General features: G+C 76.5%; 15 protein-coding genes and 5 pseudogenes. 11 read left to right on the plus strand and 9 right to left on the minus strand.

Annotated elements, in window-relative coordinates; translation table 11 throughout:
* Positions 1–66: 66 nt before the first annotated feature.
* Positions 67–1683, plus strand: coding sequence for a phytoene desaturase family protein (locus JD77_RS21765; RefSeq protein ID WP_145775946.1), 1617 nt, complete (start codon positions 67–69; stop codon positions 1681–1683).
* Between the two features lie 88 nt (positions 1684–1771).
* Here the strand turns inward: JD77_RS21765 and JD77_RS21770 are convergent, their stop codons facing one another.
* The 3 genes and pseudogenes from JD77_RS21770 to JD77_RS21780 form a co-directional block, all read right to left on the minus strand.
* On the minus strand, positions 1772–2539 hold the full coding sequence (locus JD77_RS21770) for a polyprenol monophosphomannose synthase (RefSeq protein WP_145775947.1): 768 nt from the start codon (positions 2537–2539) through the stop codon (positions 1772–1774).
* A 124-nt stretch (positions 2540–2663) separates the two neighbouring features.
* Positions 2664–3663 (minus strand): annotated as a pseudogene (locus JD77_RS35575) (SDR family oxidoreductase).
* Positions 3660–4100 (minus strand): SRPBCC family protein, encoded by a 441-nt coding sequence (locus tag JD77_RS21780; RefSeq protein WP_342799660.1) that lies wholly within the window; start codon positions 4098–4100, stop codon positions 3660–3662. The pseudogene JD77_RS35575 and the gene JD77_RS21780 overlap by 4 nt, the downstream one beginning before the upstream one ends.
* 216 nt (positions 4101–4316) lie before the next feature.
* Here JD77_RS21780 and JD77_RS21785 point away from each other — a divergent pair.
* From JD77_RS21785 to JD77_RS21820, 8 genes and pseudogenes are all read left to right on the plus strand, one after another.
* Positions 4317–5981 (plus strand): annotated as a pseudogene (locus JD77_RS21785) (HAD-IIIA family hydrolase); the annotation flags it as partial.
* Between the two features lie 103 nt (positions 5982–6084).
* Positions 6085–7059: a glycosyltransferase gene (locus JD77_RS21790; protein WP_145775949.1), complete on the plus strand. Its 975-nt coding sequence runs from the start codon at positions 6085–6087 to the stop codon at positions 7057–7059.
* Positions 7044–8261, plus strand: a complete 1218-nt coding sequence (locus JD77_RS21795; RefSeq protein ID WP_145775950.1) for a glycosyltransferase — start codon at positions 7044–7046, stop codon at positions 8259–8261. Before JD77_RS21790 ends, JD77_RS21795 begins: the two co-directional genes overlap by 16 nt.
* Positions 8261–8994, plus strand: a pseudogene (locus tag JD77_RS21800) (D-sedoheptulose-7-phosphate isomerase). Before JD77_RS21795 ends, JD77_RS21800 begins: the two are co-directional and overlap by 1 nt.
* Positions 8991–10455: pseudogene (locus tag JD77_RS21805) on the plus strand (PfkB family carbohydrate kinase). Before JD77_RS21800 ends, JD77_RS21805 begins: the two co-directional pseudogenes overlap by 4 nt.
* Positions 10452–11153, plus strand: coding sequence for an SDR family oxidoreductase (locus JD77_RS21810; RefSeq protein WP_145775951.1), 702 nt, complete (start codon positions 10452–10454; stop codon positions 11151–11153). Before JD77_RS21805 ends, JD77_RS21810 begins: the two are co-directional and overlap by 4 nt.
* The gene (locus JD77_RS21815) at positions 11150–12148 is read left to right on the plus strand and encodes a glycosyltransferase family 9 protein (RefSeq protein WP_145775952.1); all 999 of its coding nucleotides are present in this window, start codon (positions 11150–11152) and stop codon (positions 12146–12148) included. Before JD77_RS21810 ends, JD77_RS21815 begins: the two co-directional genes overlap by 4 nt.
* Complete coding sequence (locus JD77_RS21820; RefSeq protein ID WP_145775953.1) at positions 12132–13115, plus strand: DNA topoisomerase IB; 984 nt, start codon at positions 12132–12134, stop codon at positions 13113–13115. Before JD77_RS21815 ends, JD77_RS21820 begins: the two co-directional genes overlap by 17 nt.
* A gap of 75 nt (positions 13116–13190) precedes the next feature.
* Here the strand turns inward: JD77_RS21820 and JD77_RS21825 are convergent, their stop codons facing one another.
* Both JD77_RS21825 and JD77_RS32285 read right to left on the minus strand, forming a co-directional pair.
* Positions 13191–14273 carry an AraC-like ligand-binding domain-containing protein gene (locus JD77_RS21825; RefSeq protein WP_145775954.1) on the minus strand — a complete coding sequence of 361 codons (1083 nt, stop codon included), beginning with the start codon at positions 14271–14273 and terminating at the stop codon, positions 13191–13193.
* A 25-nt stretch (positions 14274–14298) separates the two neighbouring features.
* On the minus strand, positions 14299–14466 hold the full coding sequence (locus JD77_RS32285; protein WP_170286508.1) for a hypothetical protein: 168 nt from the start codon (positions 14464–14466) through the stop codon (positions 14299–14301).
* Between the two features lie 107 nt (positions 14467–14573).
* Between JD77_RS32285 and JD77_RS21830 the strand changes: the two genes are divergently transcribed.
* Positions 14574–14753, plus strand: a complete 180-nt coding sequence (locus JD77_RS21830; protein WP_145775955.1) for a hypothetical protein — start codon at positions 14574–14576, stop codon at positions 14751–14753.
* Here JD77_RS21830 and JD77_RS21835 read toward each other — a convergent pair.
* Positions 14743–15246, minus strand: coding sequence for a hypothetical protein (locus JD77_RS21835; RefSeq protein ID WP_145775956.1), 504 nt, complete (start codon positions 15244–15246; stop codon positions 14743–14745). The genes JD77_RS21830 and JD77_RS21835 overlap by 11 nt on opposite strands.
* A gap of 55 nt (positions 15247–15301) precedes the next feature.
* A pseudogene (locus JD77_RS21840) lies at positions 15302–16929 on the minus strand (RecQ family ATP-dependent DNA helicase).
* Between the two features lie 279 nt (positions 16930–17208).
* On the opposite strand from JD77_RS21840, the gene JD77_RS21845 reads away from it, so the two are divergent.
* On the plus strand, positions 17209–17568 hold the full coding sequence (locus JD77_RS21845) for a hypothetical protein (protein ID WP_145775957.1): 360 nt from the start codon (positions 17209–17211) through the stop codon (positions 17566–17568).
* A 31-nt stretch (positions 17569–17599) separates the two neighbouring features.
* Here JD77_RS21845 and JD77_RS21850 read toward each other — a convergent pair whose 3' ends face one another.
* Positions 17600–18550 (minus strand): TIGR03557 family F420-dependent LLM class oxidoreductase, encoded by a 951-nt coding sequence (locus tag JD77_RS21850; protein ID WP_145775958.1) that lies wholly within the window; start codon positions 18548–18550, stop codon positions 17600–17602.
* A 116-nt stretch (positions 18551–18666) separates the two neighbouring features.
* The gene (locus JD77_RS34820; protein WP_281292111.1) at positions 18667–18792 is read right to left on the minus strand and encodes a hypothetical protein; all 126 of its coding nucleotides are present in this window, start codon (positions 18790–18792) and stop codon (positions 18667–18669) included.
* Between the last annotated feature and the right edge of the window lie 38 nt (positions 18793–18830).

Consider the following 18830-nt stretch of genomic DNA (forward strand, 5'->3'; position numbering starts at 1 on the left):
GGGGATGCCCCGGCGTCCGCCCGGCAAACGCGTTTCGCCGGGTGACCGGCAGGGTAGCCGGATCGGATGAACTCGACCGGCGCCCCGACCGGCGCGGAGAGCGCGGACGCCGTCGTCGTCGGGGCGGGGCACAACGGGCTGGTCGCCGCCAACCTGCTGGCCGACGCCGGCTGGGACGTGCTGGTGCTGGAGGCCACGGGCGCGCCGGGCGGGGCGGTGCGCTCGGCCGAGGTGACCGCCCCCGGTTACCTCAGCGACCTGTACAGCTCCTTCTACCCCCTCGGGTACGCCTCCCCGGTGCTGGCCGCCCTGGACCTCGACCGGTACGGCCTGACCTGGACCCACGCGCCCGACGTGCTGGCCCACCTGCTGCCCGACGGGCGGGCGGCGGTGCTCAACCGGGACCCCGACGCCACCGCCGCCTCGCTGGCGGAGTTCGCCCCGGCCGACGGCGAGCACTGGCACCACGCGTACGCCGAGTGGTGCCGGGTGGCCGGGCCCCTGCTGTCGGCCGTCACCAGTCCGTTCCCGCCCGTACGGGGCGGGGTCGGCCTGCTGCGCCGGCTGCGGGTCGGCGGGGCGCTGCGGCTGGCCCGCCGGCTGCTGGTTCCGGCGCGCAGGCTCGGCGACGAACTCTTCGACGGCGAGGGCGGCCCGCTGCTGCTGGCGGGCTGCGCCCTGCACACCGACCTCTCCCCTGAGGAGGCCGGCTCCGGGGTGTACGGCTGGCTGCTGGCCATGCTCGGCCAGCAGGTCGGCTGGCCGGTGCCCGTCGGCGGGGCCCAGCGGATCACCGACGCGCTGGTGGCCCGGCTCGCCGAGCGGGGCGGGCGGATCCGGTACGGCGCGCGGGTCGAGCGGGTGCTCACCGCCCGCGGCCGGGCCATGGGCGTCCGCACCGTCGGCGGCGCCGCCTGGCGGGCCCGCAGGGCGGTGCTCGCCGACATCCCGGCGCCGGCGCTCTACCTGGACCTGGTGGGCCCGGCCGCGTTGCCGCCCCGGCTGGTGGAGGACCTGGCGCACTTCCGGTGGGACGGTTCGACGCTCAAGGTCGACTGGGCGCTGTCCGGGCCGGTGCCCTGGACGAACCCGGCGGTGGCCGGCGCCGGCACGGTGCACGTCGGTGCGGACCTCGACGGCCTGACCACGTACGCCGCCGGGCTGGCCCGTGGCGAGGTGCCGGAGCACCCGTTCCTGCTGGTGGGGCAGATGACCGTGGCGGACCCGAGCCACTCGCCGGCCGGCACCGAGTCGCTCTGGTCGTACACCCACCTGCCGTTCCGTCGCACCTGGCGGGCGGAGGAGGTCGGCGCGCACGTCGAGCGGATGGAGGAGGTGCTGGAGGCCGCCGCCCCCGGCTTCCGCGACCGGATCGTCGGGCGGCACGTCGCCGGTCCGGCCGACCTGGAACGGGGCGACCCGAGCCTGGTCGGTGGGGCGATCGGCGGCGGCACCGCCGCCGCGTACCAGCAGTTGTTCCTGCGGCCGATCCCCGGCCTGGGCCGCGCGGACACCCCGGTCGACCGGCTGTACCTCGCCAGTTCGTCGGCGCACCCGGGCGGCGGCGTGCACGGAGCGCCGGGCGCGAACGCCGCGCGGGCCGCGCTGGCCCGCGCCCGCCCCGTCACGGGCCCCCTGTACGCCCGCACGATCGCCGCCGCCCACGACGCGATCTACCGCTGACGCCACCGCGATCTTGCACTTTCCGCCCCGGCAAACCGGGCGAACAGCCCATATCGGGGGCCGAAAGTGCAAGATCGCGGAAGGGGAATCAGCGGTGGATGTTGCGGTGGCGGGTGCGGAGCATGAACGGCATGAGGGCGCTCTCGATCTTGGTGGCGGTGGTCATCTTGGAGATGCCGTCGCGGCGCTCCTCGAAGCGGATCGGCACCTCCAGGATGGTGTGCCCGAGCTTCGTGGCCAGGTAGTGCATCTCCACCTGGAAGCTGTAGCCGTTCGACTGGACCCGGTCCAGGCCGATGTCGCGCAGCGCGTCGGCCCGCCAGATCTTGAAGCCGGCGGTGAGGTCGCGGATGCGTACCCGCAGCAGGGTGTGCACGTAGAGGTTGGCCCAGCCGCTGAGCGCGCGGCGGTACAGCGGCCACGCCTCGTCCAGCTCGCCACCGGGGACGTACCGGGAGCCGATCACCACTCCGGCCCGGGTGGACAGCAGCGCGCCGAGCATGCCCGGCAGCGCCTCCGGCGGGTGGGACAGGTCCGCGTCCATCTGGGCCACGTACTCCGCCCCGCCGTCGAGCGCGCGGCCGATGCCGTCCACGTACGCCCGGCCGAGGCCCTCCTTGCCGGCCCGGTGCACGACCTCGACCCGGTCGGGGTGCTCAATGGCGAGCTTGTCGGCGACCTCGCCCGTGCCGTCCGGGGAGTTGTCGTCGGCGACCAGCACCTTCAGGCCGGGCAGGGGCAGCGCGAGGAGCCGTTCGACCAGCACCGGGAGGTTCCCCGCCTCGTTGTAGGTGGGCACCACGACGGTCAGACGTGCGTCCCGCCACGGGGCGGGCAACTGCACGGGTTCGATCATGACGGACATCCTCGGTTTGCCGACAGGGTCACCTGAGAGGGTAGCCAGTTGGCCCTTCCGGGTCATAACGGCTCCCCGTTCCGCAGCGTGACTGCCCGCGCCGGCCGCCGGCGGGACGCGCGCCTCAGCGCAGGCGGCGGGCCAGACCGGCGGCCGCGAGGGCGACCGTGAGGAGGCCCACCGTGGACACCGCGGGCTTGTGGGTGCTCACCCACAGCGCCGCCGACCGGGCCCGCGCCCGGTCGGCGAAGACGCCCTCGGCGCCGTGGTCGGTGTGCCCGTCCCGCGGGCGGTCCAGGTTGTCCCGCCAGGTCACCGGGTCGATCGGGGTGTCGGTCTGCTGGGCGTCGTAGCCGTCGCGCGCCAGCTTCCGGTCGAGCAGCCCGGGGAAGAGGATGTTGCCGAGCCGGGCCTGCCAGGTCGGCCCGCCGACGTTCAGCTCGCGGGGCGTGTGCTCGGCGGCCCAGAGCACCGCGCGGGCGGCGACCTCGGGGCGAAGATCGGCGGCACCGGCTGCGGATGCCGGGGCAGCCGGGTCCGCACCCAGGAGAACTGCGGGGTGTTGACCGCGGGCAGCTGCACCATGGACAGCCGCACCCCCGGCCTGTCGTGCAGCAGCTCCGCCCGCAGCGAGTCGTTGAAGCCCTGGATCGCGTGCTTGCTCGCGCAGTACGCCGACTGCAACGGGATGCCGCGGTAGGCCAGCGCCGAGCCGACCTGCACGATCGCCCCCCGCCCGCGCGGGCGCATGTGGTGCAGCGCGGCGAGCGTGCCGTGCACCGTGCCCAGGTAGTTCACCTCGGTGACCCGCCGGAACTCCGCGGCCGTGACCTCCCAGGCGGGCGCGAAGACCGACACCATCGCGTCGTTCACCCAGACGTCCAGCCCGCCGGCGTGGTGCACCAGGTCGTCGGCGGCCTGCTGCACGGCGCCGGCGTCGGCCACGTCCACCTGGTACGCCCGCACGTCGGCGGCGCCCCGCTCCCGGCAGTCCCGTTCGGCGCCCGACAGCCCCGCCGCGCCCCGGGCGATCAGCCCCAGCCGCGCGCCCCGCTCGGCGTACGCCCGGCGACCGCCCGACCGACCCCGGCGCTGGCCCCGGTGATCATCACGGTCTGGGTCATCGCGCCGCCTTCTGCCGGGTGGCGATGTCGGCGAGCCGGCACAGCGTCTCCTTGTTGCGCTGGCGCAGCACCAGGTGCCCGAGCTTGTTGTCGGCCAGGCGCAGCGGGCCGGCGGCGAAGTCCTCGGCCATCCGGACCCGGGTCGCGGCGGCGCCGTCGACCGGCTCCAGGGTGAAGGCCACGATCGCCTCGCCCGCGGGCCAGAGCCCGGCGCGGAGCACCAGCCGGTGCGGCGGCTCGCTGGCCAGCACGGTGGAGGCGTCCTGGATCGAGAACGGCCACGGCCCGGCCCGATGGTGCAGTTGGCTGCCGACCGCCGGCCAGGCGTTGTCGACGCCACGCATGTGCGTGGTGCCGACCACCCAGTCGCTGTACGTCCAGCCGTCGGCGAGGACGTCGAACACCTGCTGCGGGGGCGCCTCGATCACTTTCTCCACAATCGCCACTGTTTCCCCGTACCCCCTCGGGGGCCGGCGCTAACGAGCCGGGCGGGTTAGCTTCTCCGGGGCGGCGGGTATCGCCGCAGCGGAGACGACGCACGACCGCGCCCGCCCGCAGCCCCCGCGGGCCCGGCGCGGCGGCGGCGCCGCGGCAGGAAGATGATGTTTACTCCCCGGGGCGCCGGGAACCCGCGGCCCGTGCGACGGGACCAGATGGAGCCGGACCAGCGCAGGTCAGCCCGGGTCGACCCGGGTGCTGGCCGCTCCGGCGGTGTCCTGTTCGACGCGGTGCTGCTCGACCGGGACGGGACGCTGATCGAGGACGTCCCGTACAACGGCGACCCGGAGAAGGTGCGCCCCCTGCCCGGCGCCCGGGCGGCGCTGGACCGGCTGCGGGCGGCCGGCCTGCGGCTGGCCGTGGTGACGAACCAGTCCGGCCTGGCCCGGGGGTACTTCACGCCCGCGCAGATGGCCCGGGTGCACGCCCGCGTCGAGGAGCTGCTCGGGCCGTTCGACGCCTGGCTGGTGTGCCCGCACGACGACGACGCCGGGTGCGGCTGCCGGAAGCCGGCGCCGGGCCTGGTGCACGCCGCCGCGGCGCAGTTGGGCACCACCGCCGCCCGGTGCGTCGTGGTCGGCGACATCGGCCGCGACATGACGGCCGCGCTGGCCGCCGGGGCGAGCGGCATCCTGGTGCCCACCCCGGTCACCCGGGGCGAGGAGGTGGCCGCCGCCCCGGGCGCCGCCGCCACCCTCACCGCCGCCGTCGACGAGATCCTGCGCCGGCAGCGCGCCGTCGTGCCCGCCGCGCCCCGCACCGCCGGCACGGTGCTGGTGGTGCGCAGCGACTCGGCCGGGGACGTGCTGGTGACCGGGCCCGGCATCCGCGCGGTGGCGGCACACGCCGAGCGGGTGGTGCTGCTGTGCGGGCCGCGCGGGCGGGCCGCCGCCGACCTGCTCCCGGGCGTCGACGAGATCGTCGAGTGGCCGCTGGAGTGGATCGACCCGGACGCGGGACCGGTCGACCCGGCGCGCACCCGCCGCCTGGTGGAGCGGCTGGCGGCCACGGGCGCGGACGAGGCGGTGGTGTTCACCAGCTTCCACCAGTCGGCGCTGCCGCTGGCGCTGCTGCTGCGGATGGCCGGCCTGCGCCGGGTCAGCGCCATCAGCGACGACTTCCCGGGCAGCCTGCTGGACGTGCGGCACCGCGTACCGGTGGGCGTGCCGGAGCCCGAACGGGCCCTGTCCCTGGCCGCCGCCGCCGGGTACGCGCTGCCCGCGCACGACCAGCCCCGGCTGTGCCTGCGCCCGGACGCGGTGCCGCAGCCGCCACCCGGGCTCGACCGGCCCGGGTACGTGGTCGTCCACCCCGGATCGTCGGCGTCGGCGCGGGCCTGCCCGCCCGGGGTGGCCGCCGGGATCGTCCGGCTGCTCGCCGGCGCCGGGTACCGGGTGGTGGTCACCGGCGGGCCCGACGAGCGGGAGCTGACCGCCCGGGTCGCCGCCGCCGGTGGCCTCGACCTGGGCGGGCACACCGGCCTGACGGAGCTGGCCGGCATCGTCGCCCGGGCGGGGGCGCTGGTGGTCGGCAACACCGGCCCGGCCCACCTGGCCGCCGCGCTCGGCGTGCCCGTGGTCAGCCTCTTCGCCCCCACCGTCCCGTTCGGGCAGTGGGGGCCGTACCGGGTGCCCACCGTCCGGCTCGGCGACGCCGACGCGCCGTGCCGGGACACCCGCGCCGTCGCCTGCCCGATCCCCGGGCACCCCTGCCTGGCCGGCCTCGACCCGGGCGCGGTCCTCGACGCGGTACGCCTGCTCGGCGTGCCCACCGGCCAGCCCGACGCCCCCGGCGTCGGCCGCACCGCGTCGGCGGGCCGTCGGAGGCGGCCGGCGGCGGGACGTGGGAGGCGGCCGGCGGCCGGTTGGACTGGGCGGCCGGCGGCCGGTCGGACGGGGCGGCCGGCGGCGGCGGGAGCGGCCGATGAACGTCCTGGTGTGGCACGTGCACGGCTCCTGGACCACGTCCTTCGTGCACGGCCGGCACCGGTATCTCGTGCCGGTCACCCCCGACCGGGGCCCCTACGGGCTCGGCCGGGCCCGCACCTACCGGTGGCCCGACAGCGCCGTCGAGGTCACCCCCGCCGAGCTGCGCCGCGCCGAGGTGGACGTGGTCGTCCTCCAGCGGCCCGAGGAGCTCGACCTGGCGTGCCAGTGGCTGGGCCGCCGGGTCGGCCGGGACGTCCCGGCGGTGTACGTCGAGCACAACACGCCCAAGGGCGACGTGCCGAACACCCGCCACCCGATGGCCGACCGGGACGACCTCCTGCTCACCCACGTGACCCACTTCAACGAGCTGTTCTGGGACAACGGCGCCACCCGCACCGCCGTCGTCGAGCACGGCGTCGTCGCCCCGGACGCGGAGTGGACCGGCGAGCTGGAGCGCCTGGCCGTGGTGATCAACGAGCCGGTACGCCGGTGGCGGGTCACCGGCACCGACCTGCTGCCCCGGTTCGCCGCCGTCGCCCCGCTGGACGTCTTCGGCATGGGCGTCGCCGGCCTCGCGCGGCGGCTGGGGCTGCCGGCCGACCGGCTCGCCGAGCACGACGACGTGCCGCAGGAGCGGATGCACGCCGAGCTGGCCCGGCGGCGGGCGTACCTGCACCTGTGCCGGTGGACCTCGCTGGGGCTCAGCCTCGTCGAGGCGATGAGCATGGGCATGCCGGTCGTCGCGCTGGCCAGCACCGAGGCCGTGGCGGCGGTGCCGCCGGAGGCGGGCGCGCTCTCCACCCGCGTCGACGCGCTGCTGGCGACCGCCCGGCGGTTCCTCGACGACCCGGGGTCCGCCGAGCGGGCGGGCGCGGCGGCCCGCCGGGCGGCCCGGGACCGCTACGGCCTGGATCGCTTCCTCGCTGACTGGGACCGGCTGCTGGAGGAGGAAACATGCGGATCGCGATGATCTCGGAGCACGCCAGCCCGCTCGCCGTCCTCGGCGGCGAGGACGCCGGCGGCCAGAACACGCATGTCGCGGAGCTCTCCGCCGCCCTGGTCGCCGCCGGGCACGAGGTGCGGGTCTACACCCGCCGCGACGCCGTGGACCTGCCCGTGACGGTCCGCAGCCCCGACGGGTACGACGTCGTGCACGTCCCGGCCGGGCCGGCCGAGCCGGTCGCCAAGGACGCGCTGCTGCCGCACATGCGGGCGTTCGGCCGTTGGCTGGTCGACCGGTGGCGGGCCGGGGACTGGGCGCCGGAGGTGATCCACGCGCACTTCTGGATGAGCGGCCTGGCCGCGCTCGCCGCCGGCCGGCGGACCGGGGTGCCGGTGGTGCAGACGTACCACGCGCTGGGCACGGTGAAGCGGCGCCACCAGGGCGCGCAGGACACCAGCCCGCCGCGCCGGGTCGGCTACGAGCTCCAGTTGGGGCGGTCCGTGGACCGGGTCGTCGCCCAGTGCCAGGACGAGGTCGGCGAACTGGTGCGGATGGGGGTGCCCCGGTCCCGGATGACCGTCGTGCCGTCCGGGGTGAACCTGGCCACGTTCGCGCCGCTGGGCCCCGCCGCCGAGCGCACCCCCGGCCGGGCGCGCATCCTCTCCGTCGGCCGCCTGGTCGAGCGCAAGGGCTTCGCCGACGTCGTACGGGCGATGCCGCTGGTGCCCGACGCCGAGTGCGTGATCGTCGGCGGCCCGCCGGAGGGCCTGCTGGAGACCGACCCGCACGCCCGCCGGCTGCGGGCCCTCGCCGAGTCGTGCGGGGTCATTGACCGGGTGACGCTGGTCGGCGCGGTGCCGCGGGAGGAGATGGGCCGCTGGTACCGGTCGGCCGACGTGCTGGTCGCCGCCCCCTGGTACGAGCCGTTCGGGCTGACCCCGCTCGAGGCGATGGCCTGCGGCGTGCCGGTGGTCGGCAGCGCGGTCGGCGGGCTGACCGACACGGTGCTCGACGGGGTGACCGGCGACCTCGTGCCCGCCCGCGACCCGCGCGCCCTGGGCGCCGCGATCCGGCGCCTGCTCGACGACCGGATCCGCCGGTTCGCGTACGCCACCGCGGCGCGCGACCGGGCCCGGCGCAGCTACTCCTGGGCCGCCACCGCGGAGCGGCTGGCCGAGGTGTACCACGAGGTGGCGGCGCTGCGCCCGGCCACCGGGGTGGTCGCCTGATGGCCGCCCTCCCGGCCCGGCCCGACGGGGCCGCCCCGTCGCCGCTCGACGCACACCTGGCGAGCCTCGCCGCGGCGTTGCCGCCGTACCGGCGTCGCGCGGAGCTGCTGGCCCGGTGGGGCGGCGAGCTGGCCCACCGGCTGGCCGCCGGGGCCGGCTGCTGGTCGGGGGCAACGGCGGCAGCGCCGCCGAGGCGCAGCACCTGACCGCCGAACTCGTCGGCAGGCTCCGCGACGACCGGGAACCGCTGTCGGCCATCGCGCTGCACGCCGAGACCTCCGCCCTCACCGCCATCGGCAACGACTACGGCTACGCCGAGGTCTTCGCCCGGCAGGTCCGCGCCCACGGCCGGCCCGACGACATCCTGCTGCTGCTGTCCACCAGCGGCGTCAGCCCGAACCTGCTCGCCGCCGCCCGCGCCGGCCGGGACGCGGGCCTGCGCTGCTGGGCGTTCACCGGGCCCGCCCCCAACCCCCTCGCCGAGGCGTGCCACGAGGCGCTGGCCGTCGACTCGCCCGACAGCCAGGTGGTCCAGGAGCTGCACCTGGTCTCCGCCCACGTGCTCTGCGAGTACGTCGACCGGGTGCTGCCCGCCGCGCTGGCCGCCGCGGGCCGCAGTGCGGCGGCACAGCCGGTCGGCGAAGGGGCGGAGCCGGTGCGCGCCGGGGTCGAGGTGGTGCTGGACGGCGGTGGCGACGCCCAGGTCGAGGCCGGACGAGGGAGGCGAGCATGACGGGACCCGTGGTGGTGGTCGGCGACACCCTGCTCGACCGGGACGTGGAGGGGCTGGTGAACCGGCTCTGCCCGGACTCCCCGGTGCCGGTCCTCGACGAGTCCACGGCCGTCGACCGGCCCGGCGGGGCGGGCCTGGCGGCGGTCTTCGCCGCCGCGCAGGGCGCCGAGGTCGCCCTGGTGACGGCGCTCGCCGACGACGAGGGCGGCGCGCGGCTGAGCACCCTGCTGGCCGCCGCCGGGGTGCGGGTGTACCCGCTGCCGCTGCACGGCGCCACCCCCGAGAAGATCCGGCTGCGGGCCCGGGGCCGGGTGCTGCTGCGGCACGACCGGGGTGGGCAGCCGGGGGAGCCCGGCGAGCCGAGCGACGCCGTGCTGCGGCTGCTCGCCGCCGCGTCCGCGGTGCTGGTCAGCGACTACGGGCGGGGGGTGGCACGGCAGCCGGCGCTGCGGGCGGCGCTTGCCGCGACCCGCGCCCCGGTGGTGTGGGACCCGCACCCGCGCGGCCCGGCCGCCGTGCCCGGCGTGCACCTGGCCACCCCGAACGAGTCGGAGGTGCGCGAGCTGGCGAAGACCGCGCCGGGGGCGTCCCGGCTGGCCACCGCGTCGCGGGGCGCCCAGGGGCTGCGCCAGCGCTGGCAGGCCGGGGCGGTCGCGGTGACGCTGGGCGGCGACGGGGCGTTGCTCTGCCACGCCGGCTCCACCCCGCTGGTGGTGCCCGCGCCGGCCAGCGCCGAGGGGGACACCTGCGGCGCGGGGACCGGTTCGCCGCCACGGCCAGCATCGCGCTGTCCCGGGGTGCGCTGGTCTCCGAGGCGGTGCAGGCGGCGGTCGAGGAGGCGTCGGCGTACGTGGCGGCCGGCGGCGTCGCCACCGCCCTGCCGCCGCCGGCCCGGACGGCCCCGTGACCGTGTCGCGGCCCGGCGGCGAGCGGATCGGGGCGGGGGCGGCCGCCGCGGTCGTCGCCGAGGTACGCGCCGCCGGCGGCACCGTGGTCGCCACCGGCGGCTGTTTCGACCTGCTGCACGCCGGGCACGTCGCCACCCTGGAGGCGGCCCGTCAGCTCGGCGACTGCCTGGTCGTCTGCCTGAACTCCGACGCCAGCGTGGCCGGACTGAAGGGGCCGGACCGGCCGGTGGTGCCGCACGGCGACCGCAGCCGGTTGCTGGCGGCGTTGAGCTGCGTCGACGCGGTGATGATCTTCGACGAGCCCACGCCGGACGCGGCGCTGACCTGGCTGCGGCCGGACGTCTGGGTCAAGGGCGGCGACTACGCCACCGGCGGCGGCGAGCCGGCGCTGCCCGAGGCGGAGCTGCTGCGCCGCTGGGGCGGGCACACGGTCGTGGTGCCGTACCTGAACGGGCGCTCGACCACCGACATGATCGCCGCCGCCCGCGCCGACGGGGTCGGTGGCCGGCGGACCGGGGCGGGCGTGGACGGCGTGACGAGGGGGGCACGATGACGGACGACCTTCCCGGGGCGGGGCCGACCGTCCTGGTCACCGGCGGCTCCAGCGGTCTGGGAGCGGCGGTGGTGACGGCCGTGGCCCGGGCCGGCGGGCGACCGCTGGTGCTGGACCGGCGGGCCCCGGCCGACGGGGTGCCCTGGGTGGAGTGCGACCTCGCCGACACCCGCTCCGCCGAGGCGGCGACCCGCGAGCTGGCCGAGCGCTCCGGCGGCCTGGACGCCGTGGTGACCGCCGCCGGCATCGACGTCCCCGGCCGGCTCGCCGACGTACCCGCCGAGACCTGGGAGCGGATCGTCGCGGTCGACCTGCTGGCCACCGCCGCCGTGATCCGGGCGGCCCTGCCGTGGCTGGAGGCGTCCCGGGGCACCATCGTCACCGTCGCCTCGACGCTGGGGGTCAAGGCCGTCGGCGACGCCACCGCGTACTGCGCCGCCAAGTTCGGCGTCGTCGGCTTCACCCGGGCCCTCGCGGCCGAGCTCGCCGGGACCGTCGGCGTCACCCTGCTCATCCCCGGCGGGATGCGCACCGCGTTCTTCGACGACCGCGACCCGCGGTACCGACCCGGGCCGGACGCCGTGCTCAACAACCCCGCCGACACCGCCGCCGCCGTCATGTTCGCGCTGTCCCAGCCCGCCGGCTGCGCCGTACGCGAGATGGTCGTCTGCGCCGAGCGGGAGACCTCGTACCCGTGATCCTGGTGCTGCGCGCCCTCGGCGTCGGGGACCTCGCCACCGCGGTCCCCGCGCTGCGCGCCCTGCGGGCCGCGGCGCCGGACCGCGAGATCGCCCTCGTCGCCCCCCGGTGGCTGGCCCCCCTCGTCGAGCTGGTCGGCGGCGTCGACCGCCTCGTCCCGGTCTCCGGCCTCGGCCCGCTGCCCTGGCCCGGCCCGCCGCCCGACCTCGCCGTCAACCTGCACGGGCGGGGCCCGCGCTCGCACCGGGTGCTCGCCGCCACCTGCCCCGGCCGGCTGCTCGCCTTCGCCAACCCCGACGCCGGCCACGTCGACGGGCCGCGGTGGCGCGACGACGAGCACGAGGTGGACCGCTGGGTGCGCCTGCTCACCTGGTACGGCATCCCCGCCGACCGCGCCGACCTGGCTCTGCGCCGGCCCGCGCCGGGGCGCGCGCCGAGCGGGGCGACCGTGCTCCACCCGGGTACGAAGCTGGCGGTCAAGCGCTGGCCGGCCGAGCGGTACGCGGCGCTGGCCCGCCGGCTGACCGGCCGGGGGCACCGGGTGGTGGTCACCGGGTCGGCGGAGGAGCGGGAGCTGGCGGGGTGGGTCGCGTACCACGGCGGGCTCGGGCCGGAGGCGGTGCTCGCCGGCCGCACCGACCTGGGCGACCTCGCCGCCCTGGTGGCGTACGCCCGGCTGGTGGTCAGCAACGACACGGGGATCGCCCACCTCGCCACCGCGTACGGCACGCCGTCGGTGGTGCTCTTCGGCCCGGTACCGCCCGCGCGGTGGGGCCCGCCGCCGGACCGCCCCCGGCACCGGGTGCTCTGGGCCGGCGACCGCGGACACCCGGCCCCGGACCTGGGCCGGGAGCGCAGCTCGGCGGGGGATTGGCCGGGGCGCGACGGGGGTAGAACCGACCCGGCGTTGGCGGCCGTCGGGCTCGACGAGGTGTTGGCCGCCGTGGACGAGGCGGAACGGGCGGTGCGGATCTCCGGTGCGGTTACGGCGTAGCGATCCGGGCAGGCCGGGGTACGGGCGCCGCCGGCGCGGCAGGGGCTGGCTCTTCCTCGGCCCCGACGGCGCGCCGGTCCGCGGCCCGGACGAGCTGGCCCGGCTGCGGGACCTGGTGATCCCGCCGGCGTGGCGGGACGTGTGGATCTGCCCGCACCACAACGGGCACATCCAGGCCACCGGCGTCGACGCGGCCGGCCGCAAGCAGTACCTCTACCACCCCGAGTGGCGGCGCAGGCGCGACGAGGCGAAGTTCGACCACGTGCTGGAGGTGGCCCACCGCCTCCCGGTGCTGCGCGAGCGGGTCGCGCACGACCTGTCGGGTCGGGGACTCAACCGGGACCGCGTGCTCGCCACGGTGACCCGGCTGCTCGACATGGGCACGTTCCGGGTCGGCAGCGACCAGTACGCCGTCGGCGACGACGCCACCTTCGGCGTGGCCACCCTGCGCCCGGAGCACGCGCGCAGCCGGGGCGGCTGCGTGGTCTTCGAGTTTCCCGCCAAGGGCGGGGTGGAGCAGGTCCGGCGCATCGAGGACCCGGAGCTGTGCCAGGTGCTGCTCGACCTGCGTCGGCGGCGGCGCCGGGCCGAGCGGCTGTTCGGCTACTGGGACGGGCGGGACTGGCGGGACGTGCGCAGCGACGAGGTCAACGAGTACCTGCGCGACGCCAGCGGCGGGGAGATGACGGCGAAGGACTTCCGTACCTGGCACGCCACCGTCCTGGCCGCGACCGAGCTGGCCGCCGCCGGGCCGGCCCGCTCGGCCACCGCGCGCAGGAGGGCGGTGGCCGCCGTGATGCGGGAGGTGGCGGAGTTGCTCGGCAACACCCCGACCGTCGCCCGGACGTCCTACGTGGACCCCCGGGTCGTCGACCTGTTCCACGACGGCGTGGTGGCGCCGGTGCGACCCCGGATGCCGCGCGAGGAGGCCGAGCGGCGCGTGCTGGAGCTGCTGGAGGAGTCGTGACCGCTCCGCGGGCGCGGCAAACCGGGCGGCCGCCCGCGACGCTACCGGTCGCGGGCGCCTCGCCACGGCCCCCCGTTACCTGTGGGCCGTCCCACCGGTTGATCCGGTGACCGGCCCGTCCCCAGTATGTGCGGCCCCGTCGCGCGCCGAGTTGACCGTGGACGCCCGCTCGTTGACGATCCGTGCCTGTTCCCGCCGGTACGCCTGCGGCGTGGTCCCGTACGCGGCCCGGAACGCCCGGCTGAAGTGGGCCTTGTCCCGGAAGCCCCAGCGCAGGGCGAGCGCCTGGACCGGCCGGTCGCGCAGGGTCGGGTCCGCCAGGTCCCGCCGGCACCGCTCCAGCCGGCTCGCCCGGACGTACTCGGCGACCGTGGTCTCCTCGGCCTCGAAGAGGCGGTGCAGCGACCGGACCGAGACGTGGTGCGCGTCGGCGATCGCCCGGGGGTCGAGCCCGGGATCGCCCAGGTTCTCCCGGATGTACGCGCGGACCCGGGTGAGCAGCGCCCGGCGCCGGACCTCCGCCGGCACGTCGTCCTCGGAGACCAGATACCGGCCGAGCATGGTGGTGACCAGGTCCAGCCCGACGGTGCCGAGCCGGTCCGCGTCGGCGGCCTGGTACTGCTCGGGGTGCCGGGTGATCCGGACCAGGTAGTCCGCGAGCAGCGCCCCCAGCCCCTCGGTGCCGGAGAACCGGCCGGCGAACAGGGGCGCGAGCCGGTCCACCGGCAGCGGCAGCGCGGCGTGCGGGATGACCACCGCGACGGTGGTGGCCCGCTCCCGGCCGGCGTGCCGGCCCACGTGCGAGACCTCGTGCGGCTGGAAGCAGTCGTAGAAGGTGAAGTCGGCGGTGTCGAACCGGCTGCTGCGCCCGTGCTGGCTGATCCCGCTGCGGCCGGTGGTGGTCAGGGCGAGCGAGTAGACCTCCGGGTCGGAGCACTGGAACGGCTTGCGCGTCCGGACCGCGTGCAGCGAGGGGTAGCGGTAGCTGACGAGCTGGATCGGCCCCAGCTCGATGACGTCGGCGCGGGCGGCGAAGTCGGCCGTGTGGTCGCTGCGGATCCGCAGGGGAGCGGCCGTCCGCGCGATCAGGTCCAACCACATCCCGAACCGGTCGGCCGGTGCCGCGACCGTCGTGTCGACGGTGTGTCGCTGCAACATGCGCTCTCCTTCCGGCCCGAGGAGGCTACTCCGCCGGCCCCGGGCACGCGCCGGTCCGCCGCACCTCCCGGTACGCCCGTGGGCTCATCCCGAGGTGCCGGTCGATGAAGTCCCGCACCTGGGTGAGCAGCGCCTGCTGGCGCATCTCGGCGGGGAGCCGGGCCTCGGCGTCGAGGTGGCGGGCGATCAGCATGGAGACCAGGCTGGGCCAGCAGCGCTCCTGGACCCTCCGCTCCGGAGAGGAGGGCGGCCGAGAGACGGTCGACCCTGTCGGGGTCCAGCGGCAGCAGGGCCTGGGGGATGACCGCGGGTGATCGACTCCGCCGCCTCGCGGCCGTGCCGGCGCTGGCCGGCGTGGGGGTCATGGTGCTCGGCGCGGCGGTCGCGCTCACGGCGCTCCGCGGCGCCACCGTGCCGCCCGCCGACGCCCCGGGCGTTCCGGACGGCCCGGAGGCGCTGGCGGAACCAGTCAGTCGTTGAGGACCTGGGAGAGTTGGTCGCGGAAGCGCCGCTCCGAGTCGCTGACCACGTCGCCGCCGAGGCCGAGGAGGCCCCCGCTGGACGCCGCGCTCACGACGTTCTCGGCGATCTCCACCAGCCAGTGCTTGTACGCCCCGGCCTCGCCCTCGTCCACCTTGGCGGCCAGCAGGCGGGCGGCCTCGGCGGCCCGGTTCAGCACGTCCTCGATCGCGGCGCGGGGGTCGGCCGGCTCGATCACCGGCAGTTCCTCGCCGGCCTCCGGGTCGCCCACCCGGAGGACGATCTCGCCGGCCACGGCGGCGACGAGGGGGCTGGCGGACTCCCGACCGGCGGAGATGGTCTCCAGGCCCGCGGCGTTCTCGGCCATGGTGCGGCGGGCGCCGTCGTGTTCGGCGGCGCTCGCCGCGGTCAGGACCGACTGCGGCAGGCCGACCAGCAGCCCCCACTCCTCGTCGGAGAAACCGAACCCGGTGTACGCCGGCTGCTCGATCACGACAACGCTCCTCTCGCTCTCTGCTGTGGACCCCGGCGGCGGGGCCCGGCTCAGGCTAGTCGAGGCTCAGCAGCCCCTGTTCCGACACCACGCGCACCGACAGGGTCTTGTACCCGACCTCGTCGAAGAGCACCGTCATCCGGTCGTCCTCGTAGCTGAGCACCAGGCCGCCGCCCCACTCCGGATGCCGCACCTGGCTGTGCACCGGGAACGGCCCGCGGGCCCCGTCGTCGGCGACGCTCGTGCCGGCGAGGCAGTTGTCGCAGTGCCCGCAGACCTCCGTCATCTGCTCGCCGAAGTAGGCCAGCAGCGTCTGCCCCCGGCAGCCGCTGGTCTCGGCGAAGGCGCGCATCATGTCCGTACGCGACCGGGTGACGGCCTGCTGGCGCTCGGCCTCCGCGAGGGCGGCCCGCCCGGCCTCGACGGGCTTCGGGGAGTACCGGGGCGCCGCGAGGCGCTGCCCCCGCGGCTCCGCGGCGCCGACCTGCTCCAGTAGCGACAGGTACTGCCCGAGCCGGCGCGGCCCGAGTCCCGTCAGCTCCCGCAGTTCCTTCCTGGTGGTCGGCTTCCGGCGCAGCAGGGCGGCGAGGTCGCGCAGCTCGGTGGCGTCCGGCAGGCCACCGGTGAAGAACCGTCGCAGCCCGACGTCCTCGGCCTGCCAGAGCAGCAGCACCCGGGCCGGCTCGCCGTCGCGGCCGGCCCGGCCGATCTCCTGGAAGTAGCTGTCCGGCGAGTCGGGCAGCGCCATGTGCACCACCCACGCGATGTTGGGCTTGTCGATGCCCATCCCGAACGCCGAGGTGGCGACCATGATCGGCACCCGGTCGGCGAGGAACGCCTCGTGCAGTTCGCCGCGCGCCCCGGCGGTCATCCCGCCGTGGTAGTGCCTGGCGGGAAAGCCGGCGTCGGTGAGGCGCTCCGCCAGTTCCTCGGCCGCGCGGCGGGTCGGCACGTAGACGATGCCGGGCCGTCGGTCCTCGCGCAGCAGCGCGATCAGTCGCCGCCAGCGGTAGTCCTCCGTGGGGCAGTGGGCGACCTCCAGGAAGAGGTTGGACCGGTCCAGCCCGGAGACCACGATCTCGGGGTCGCGCAGCCGCAGCCGGGCGACGATGTCGTCGCGCACCGGGGGCGAGGCCGTGGCCGTCAGGGCCACCACGGGCGGCCGGCCGATGCCCTCGACGAGGTGGCCGAGCGCCAGATAGTCGGGGCGGAAGTCATGTCCCCAGGCGGAGATGCAGTGCGCCTCGTCGACCGCGACCAGGCCCGGCCGCAGCGACCGGACCTCGGCCATCCGGCCGGGGTTGGCGAGCTGCTCCGGGGTGATGAACAGGAACTCGGCCCGGCCGGCGCGCACGTCGGCGATCGCCTCGGCCTGCTGGGCGGGGCTCTCGGCGGAGCTGATCCGCACCGCGCCCAGCTCGGGCGCTGGCGCTCGTTCAGCGCGGCGATCTGGTCCTGCTGGAGGGCGAGCAGCGGGGAGACCACCACCGTCGGGCCGGGGATCAGGCTGGCCGGGATCTGGTAGATCGCCGACTTGCCGGCGCCGGTGGGCAGCACCACCAGGGCGTCGCGGCGCCTCATCACCGCGCGCATGGCGGCGAGCTGGTTGGGCCGCAGCGTGGTCCAGCCGAACAGCTTGCGCGCGGCGCGGCGCAGCGTCGTGGAGTGCGTGGACAGCTTCATCGAGGGCCGGAGGTACCCGGGGCCGGCTCCGCCGAAACCGCACCCGCCCGGAGGGTGGGGTCGGCAGGTCGCGGCATGTGGAGTTGCCCGCGTAGGTGGGGCAGTGCGGGGTCTGGGTCTCCACGCCATGCCCCACCCTTGGCGGGCGGCGGCCGGCACGGGCGGGCCGCGGAATCGGTAGCACGAACGGGGCAGCTCCAAAGGGCCCGCGCAGGGCTGTCTACGCCCCGGCCCCTTTCGGCCTAGGTGGCCGTTGTGCCGCCCCCGCACAATGTGCCGATGACCGCTTCCCGGCTGCCGGTCCTGCTGGCCCTCGCGCTTGCGCTCGGCTGGGCGGTGCTGGTCGGCGCGTGGCGACCGGGGGAGCCGGCGGCCTACGGCTGGTTCGTCGCCGGCCAGGTGTCGGGCAACCGCCTGCGTCTCCCGCTGCTCCGGCCGGAGCTGGTCCGGCGGTCGGGACTCACCGGGCGGGGCCCGTGGCCGTTTCCCGGGCTCTCCGTCGAGCTGGGCTGGGTGCGGATGCATCCGTGGTTCCTGGCGGACGTCTTGCGGTACTACGTCGAGCGGCCCGAGGAGCGGCCCGGCATCGGGACGGCTGACGGATACCGGCGGCTGCGCCGCACGCTCGGCCTGCCCTGAGCGGCCAGCCCGGCGTCCGACCCGACAGGGGTCAGCGCAGCCGGGGCAGCACCTCGCGCTGGTACAGGTCGAACAGGCCCTGGTAGTTCGGGCCGGTGTTGGCCACGTAGACCTCGTCGAAGCCGGCCTTGGCGTACTGGTCGATCATCTCCAGGTGCGCGTCGGCGCTGTTGCCGCAGACGAAGGACTCCTTCATCATCTCCGGCTGCACCAGCTGCCCGGCCTGCTCGAAGTGCCGCGGCGAGGGGAGCACCTGGGACAGCTCGTCCGGCACGCCCGCGTTGGGCCACCGCTCGTACGCGATCCGCGCGCCCTCGTCCTCGCTGTCGGCGTACGCGGCCTTGAAGCCGGCCTGGCACGGCTTGTCGCCGCCGCCGTTGTCGCGGAACCGGCGGACCAGGTCCGCGTCGGGCATGGTGCAGACGAACCCGTCGCCGATGCGCGCGGCCAGGTCGACGGACTTCGGGCCGAAGCCGGAGACGTAGACCGGCGGCGGGGTGTCGGGCCGGGTGTAGATCCGGGCGTGCTCGACGGTGTAGTGCCTGCCGTGGTGGTTGACGAACCTGTCCCGCCACAGCTTCCGCATCACCTCGACGGCCTCCTCCAGCATCTCCATCCGGACGTCGGCCTGTGGCCATGCCGCGCCGAGGATGTGCTCGTTGAGCGCCTCCCCGGTGCCGACGCCGAGGACGAACCGGCCGTCGTGCAGGACGGCGCTGGTGGCCGCGGCCTGGGCGACCACCGCCGGGTGGATGCGCATGGTCGGGCACGTCACCGCCGTGGTGACCGGCAGCGAGCAGACCTGGCTCAGCGCCCCGATCATCGACCAGACGAACGGGCTCTGGCCCTGGGCGTCCGTCCAGGGGTGGTAGTGGTCGGAGATCCACAGCGCCTCGAAGCCGGCCCGCTCGGCGCCCCGCGCCTGCTCCAGCAGCTCCGCCGGCGGGTACTCCTCGCAGGACAGGAAGTAGCCGATCTTCATCGTTCCCCCTCGCGGTGTCGCGGGTGCCGATCGCACCCGGTGGACACAGAGGGCCGTACCCCCGCGGCGACGGGATCAACCCGCCGGAGCGCCCGACGCGCGGCGTCGGTCGGGGGTCAGCGGCGGCGGAACATCGCCCGGATGGCGGCGAGCAGGAGCAGGCCGCCGACGACCAGGCCGAGCAGGCGTACGCCGGGCACGTCGGCCGCGCTGGTGGCGTCGGCGAGCGTCGAGGGAGGCATGCCGGAACTCTTCCACGACGGCCCGGCCGCCGCCAGCC

It is taken from the genome of Micromonospora olivasterospora, from assembly GCF_007830265.1.
GTDB classification, from domain to species: Bacteria; Actinomycetota; Actinomycetes; order Mycobacteriales; family Micromonosporaceae; genus Micromonospora; species Micromonospora olivasterospora.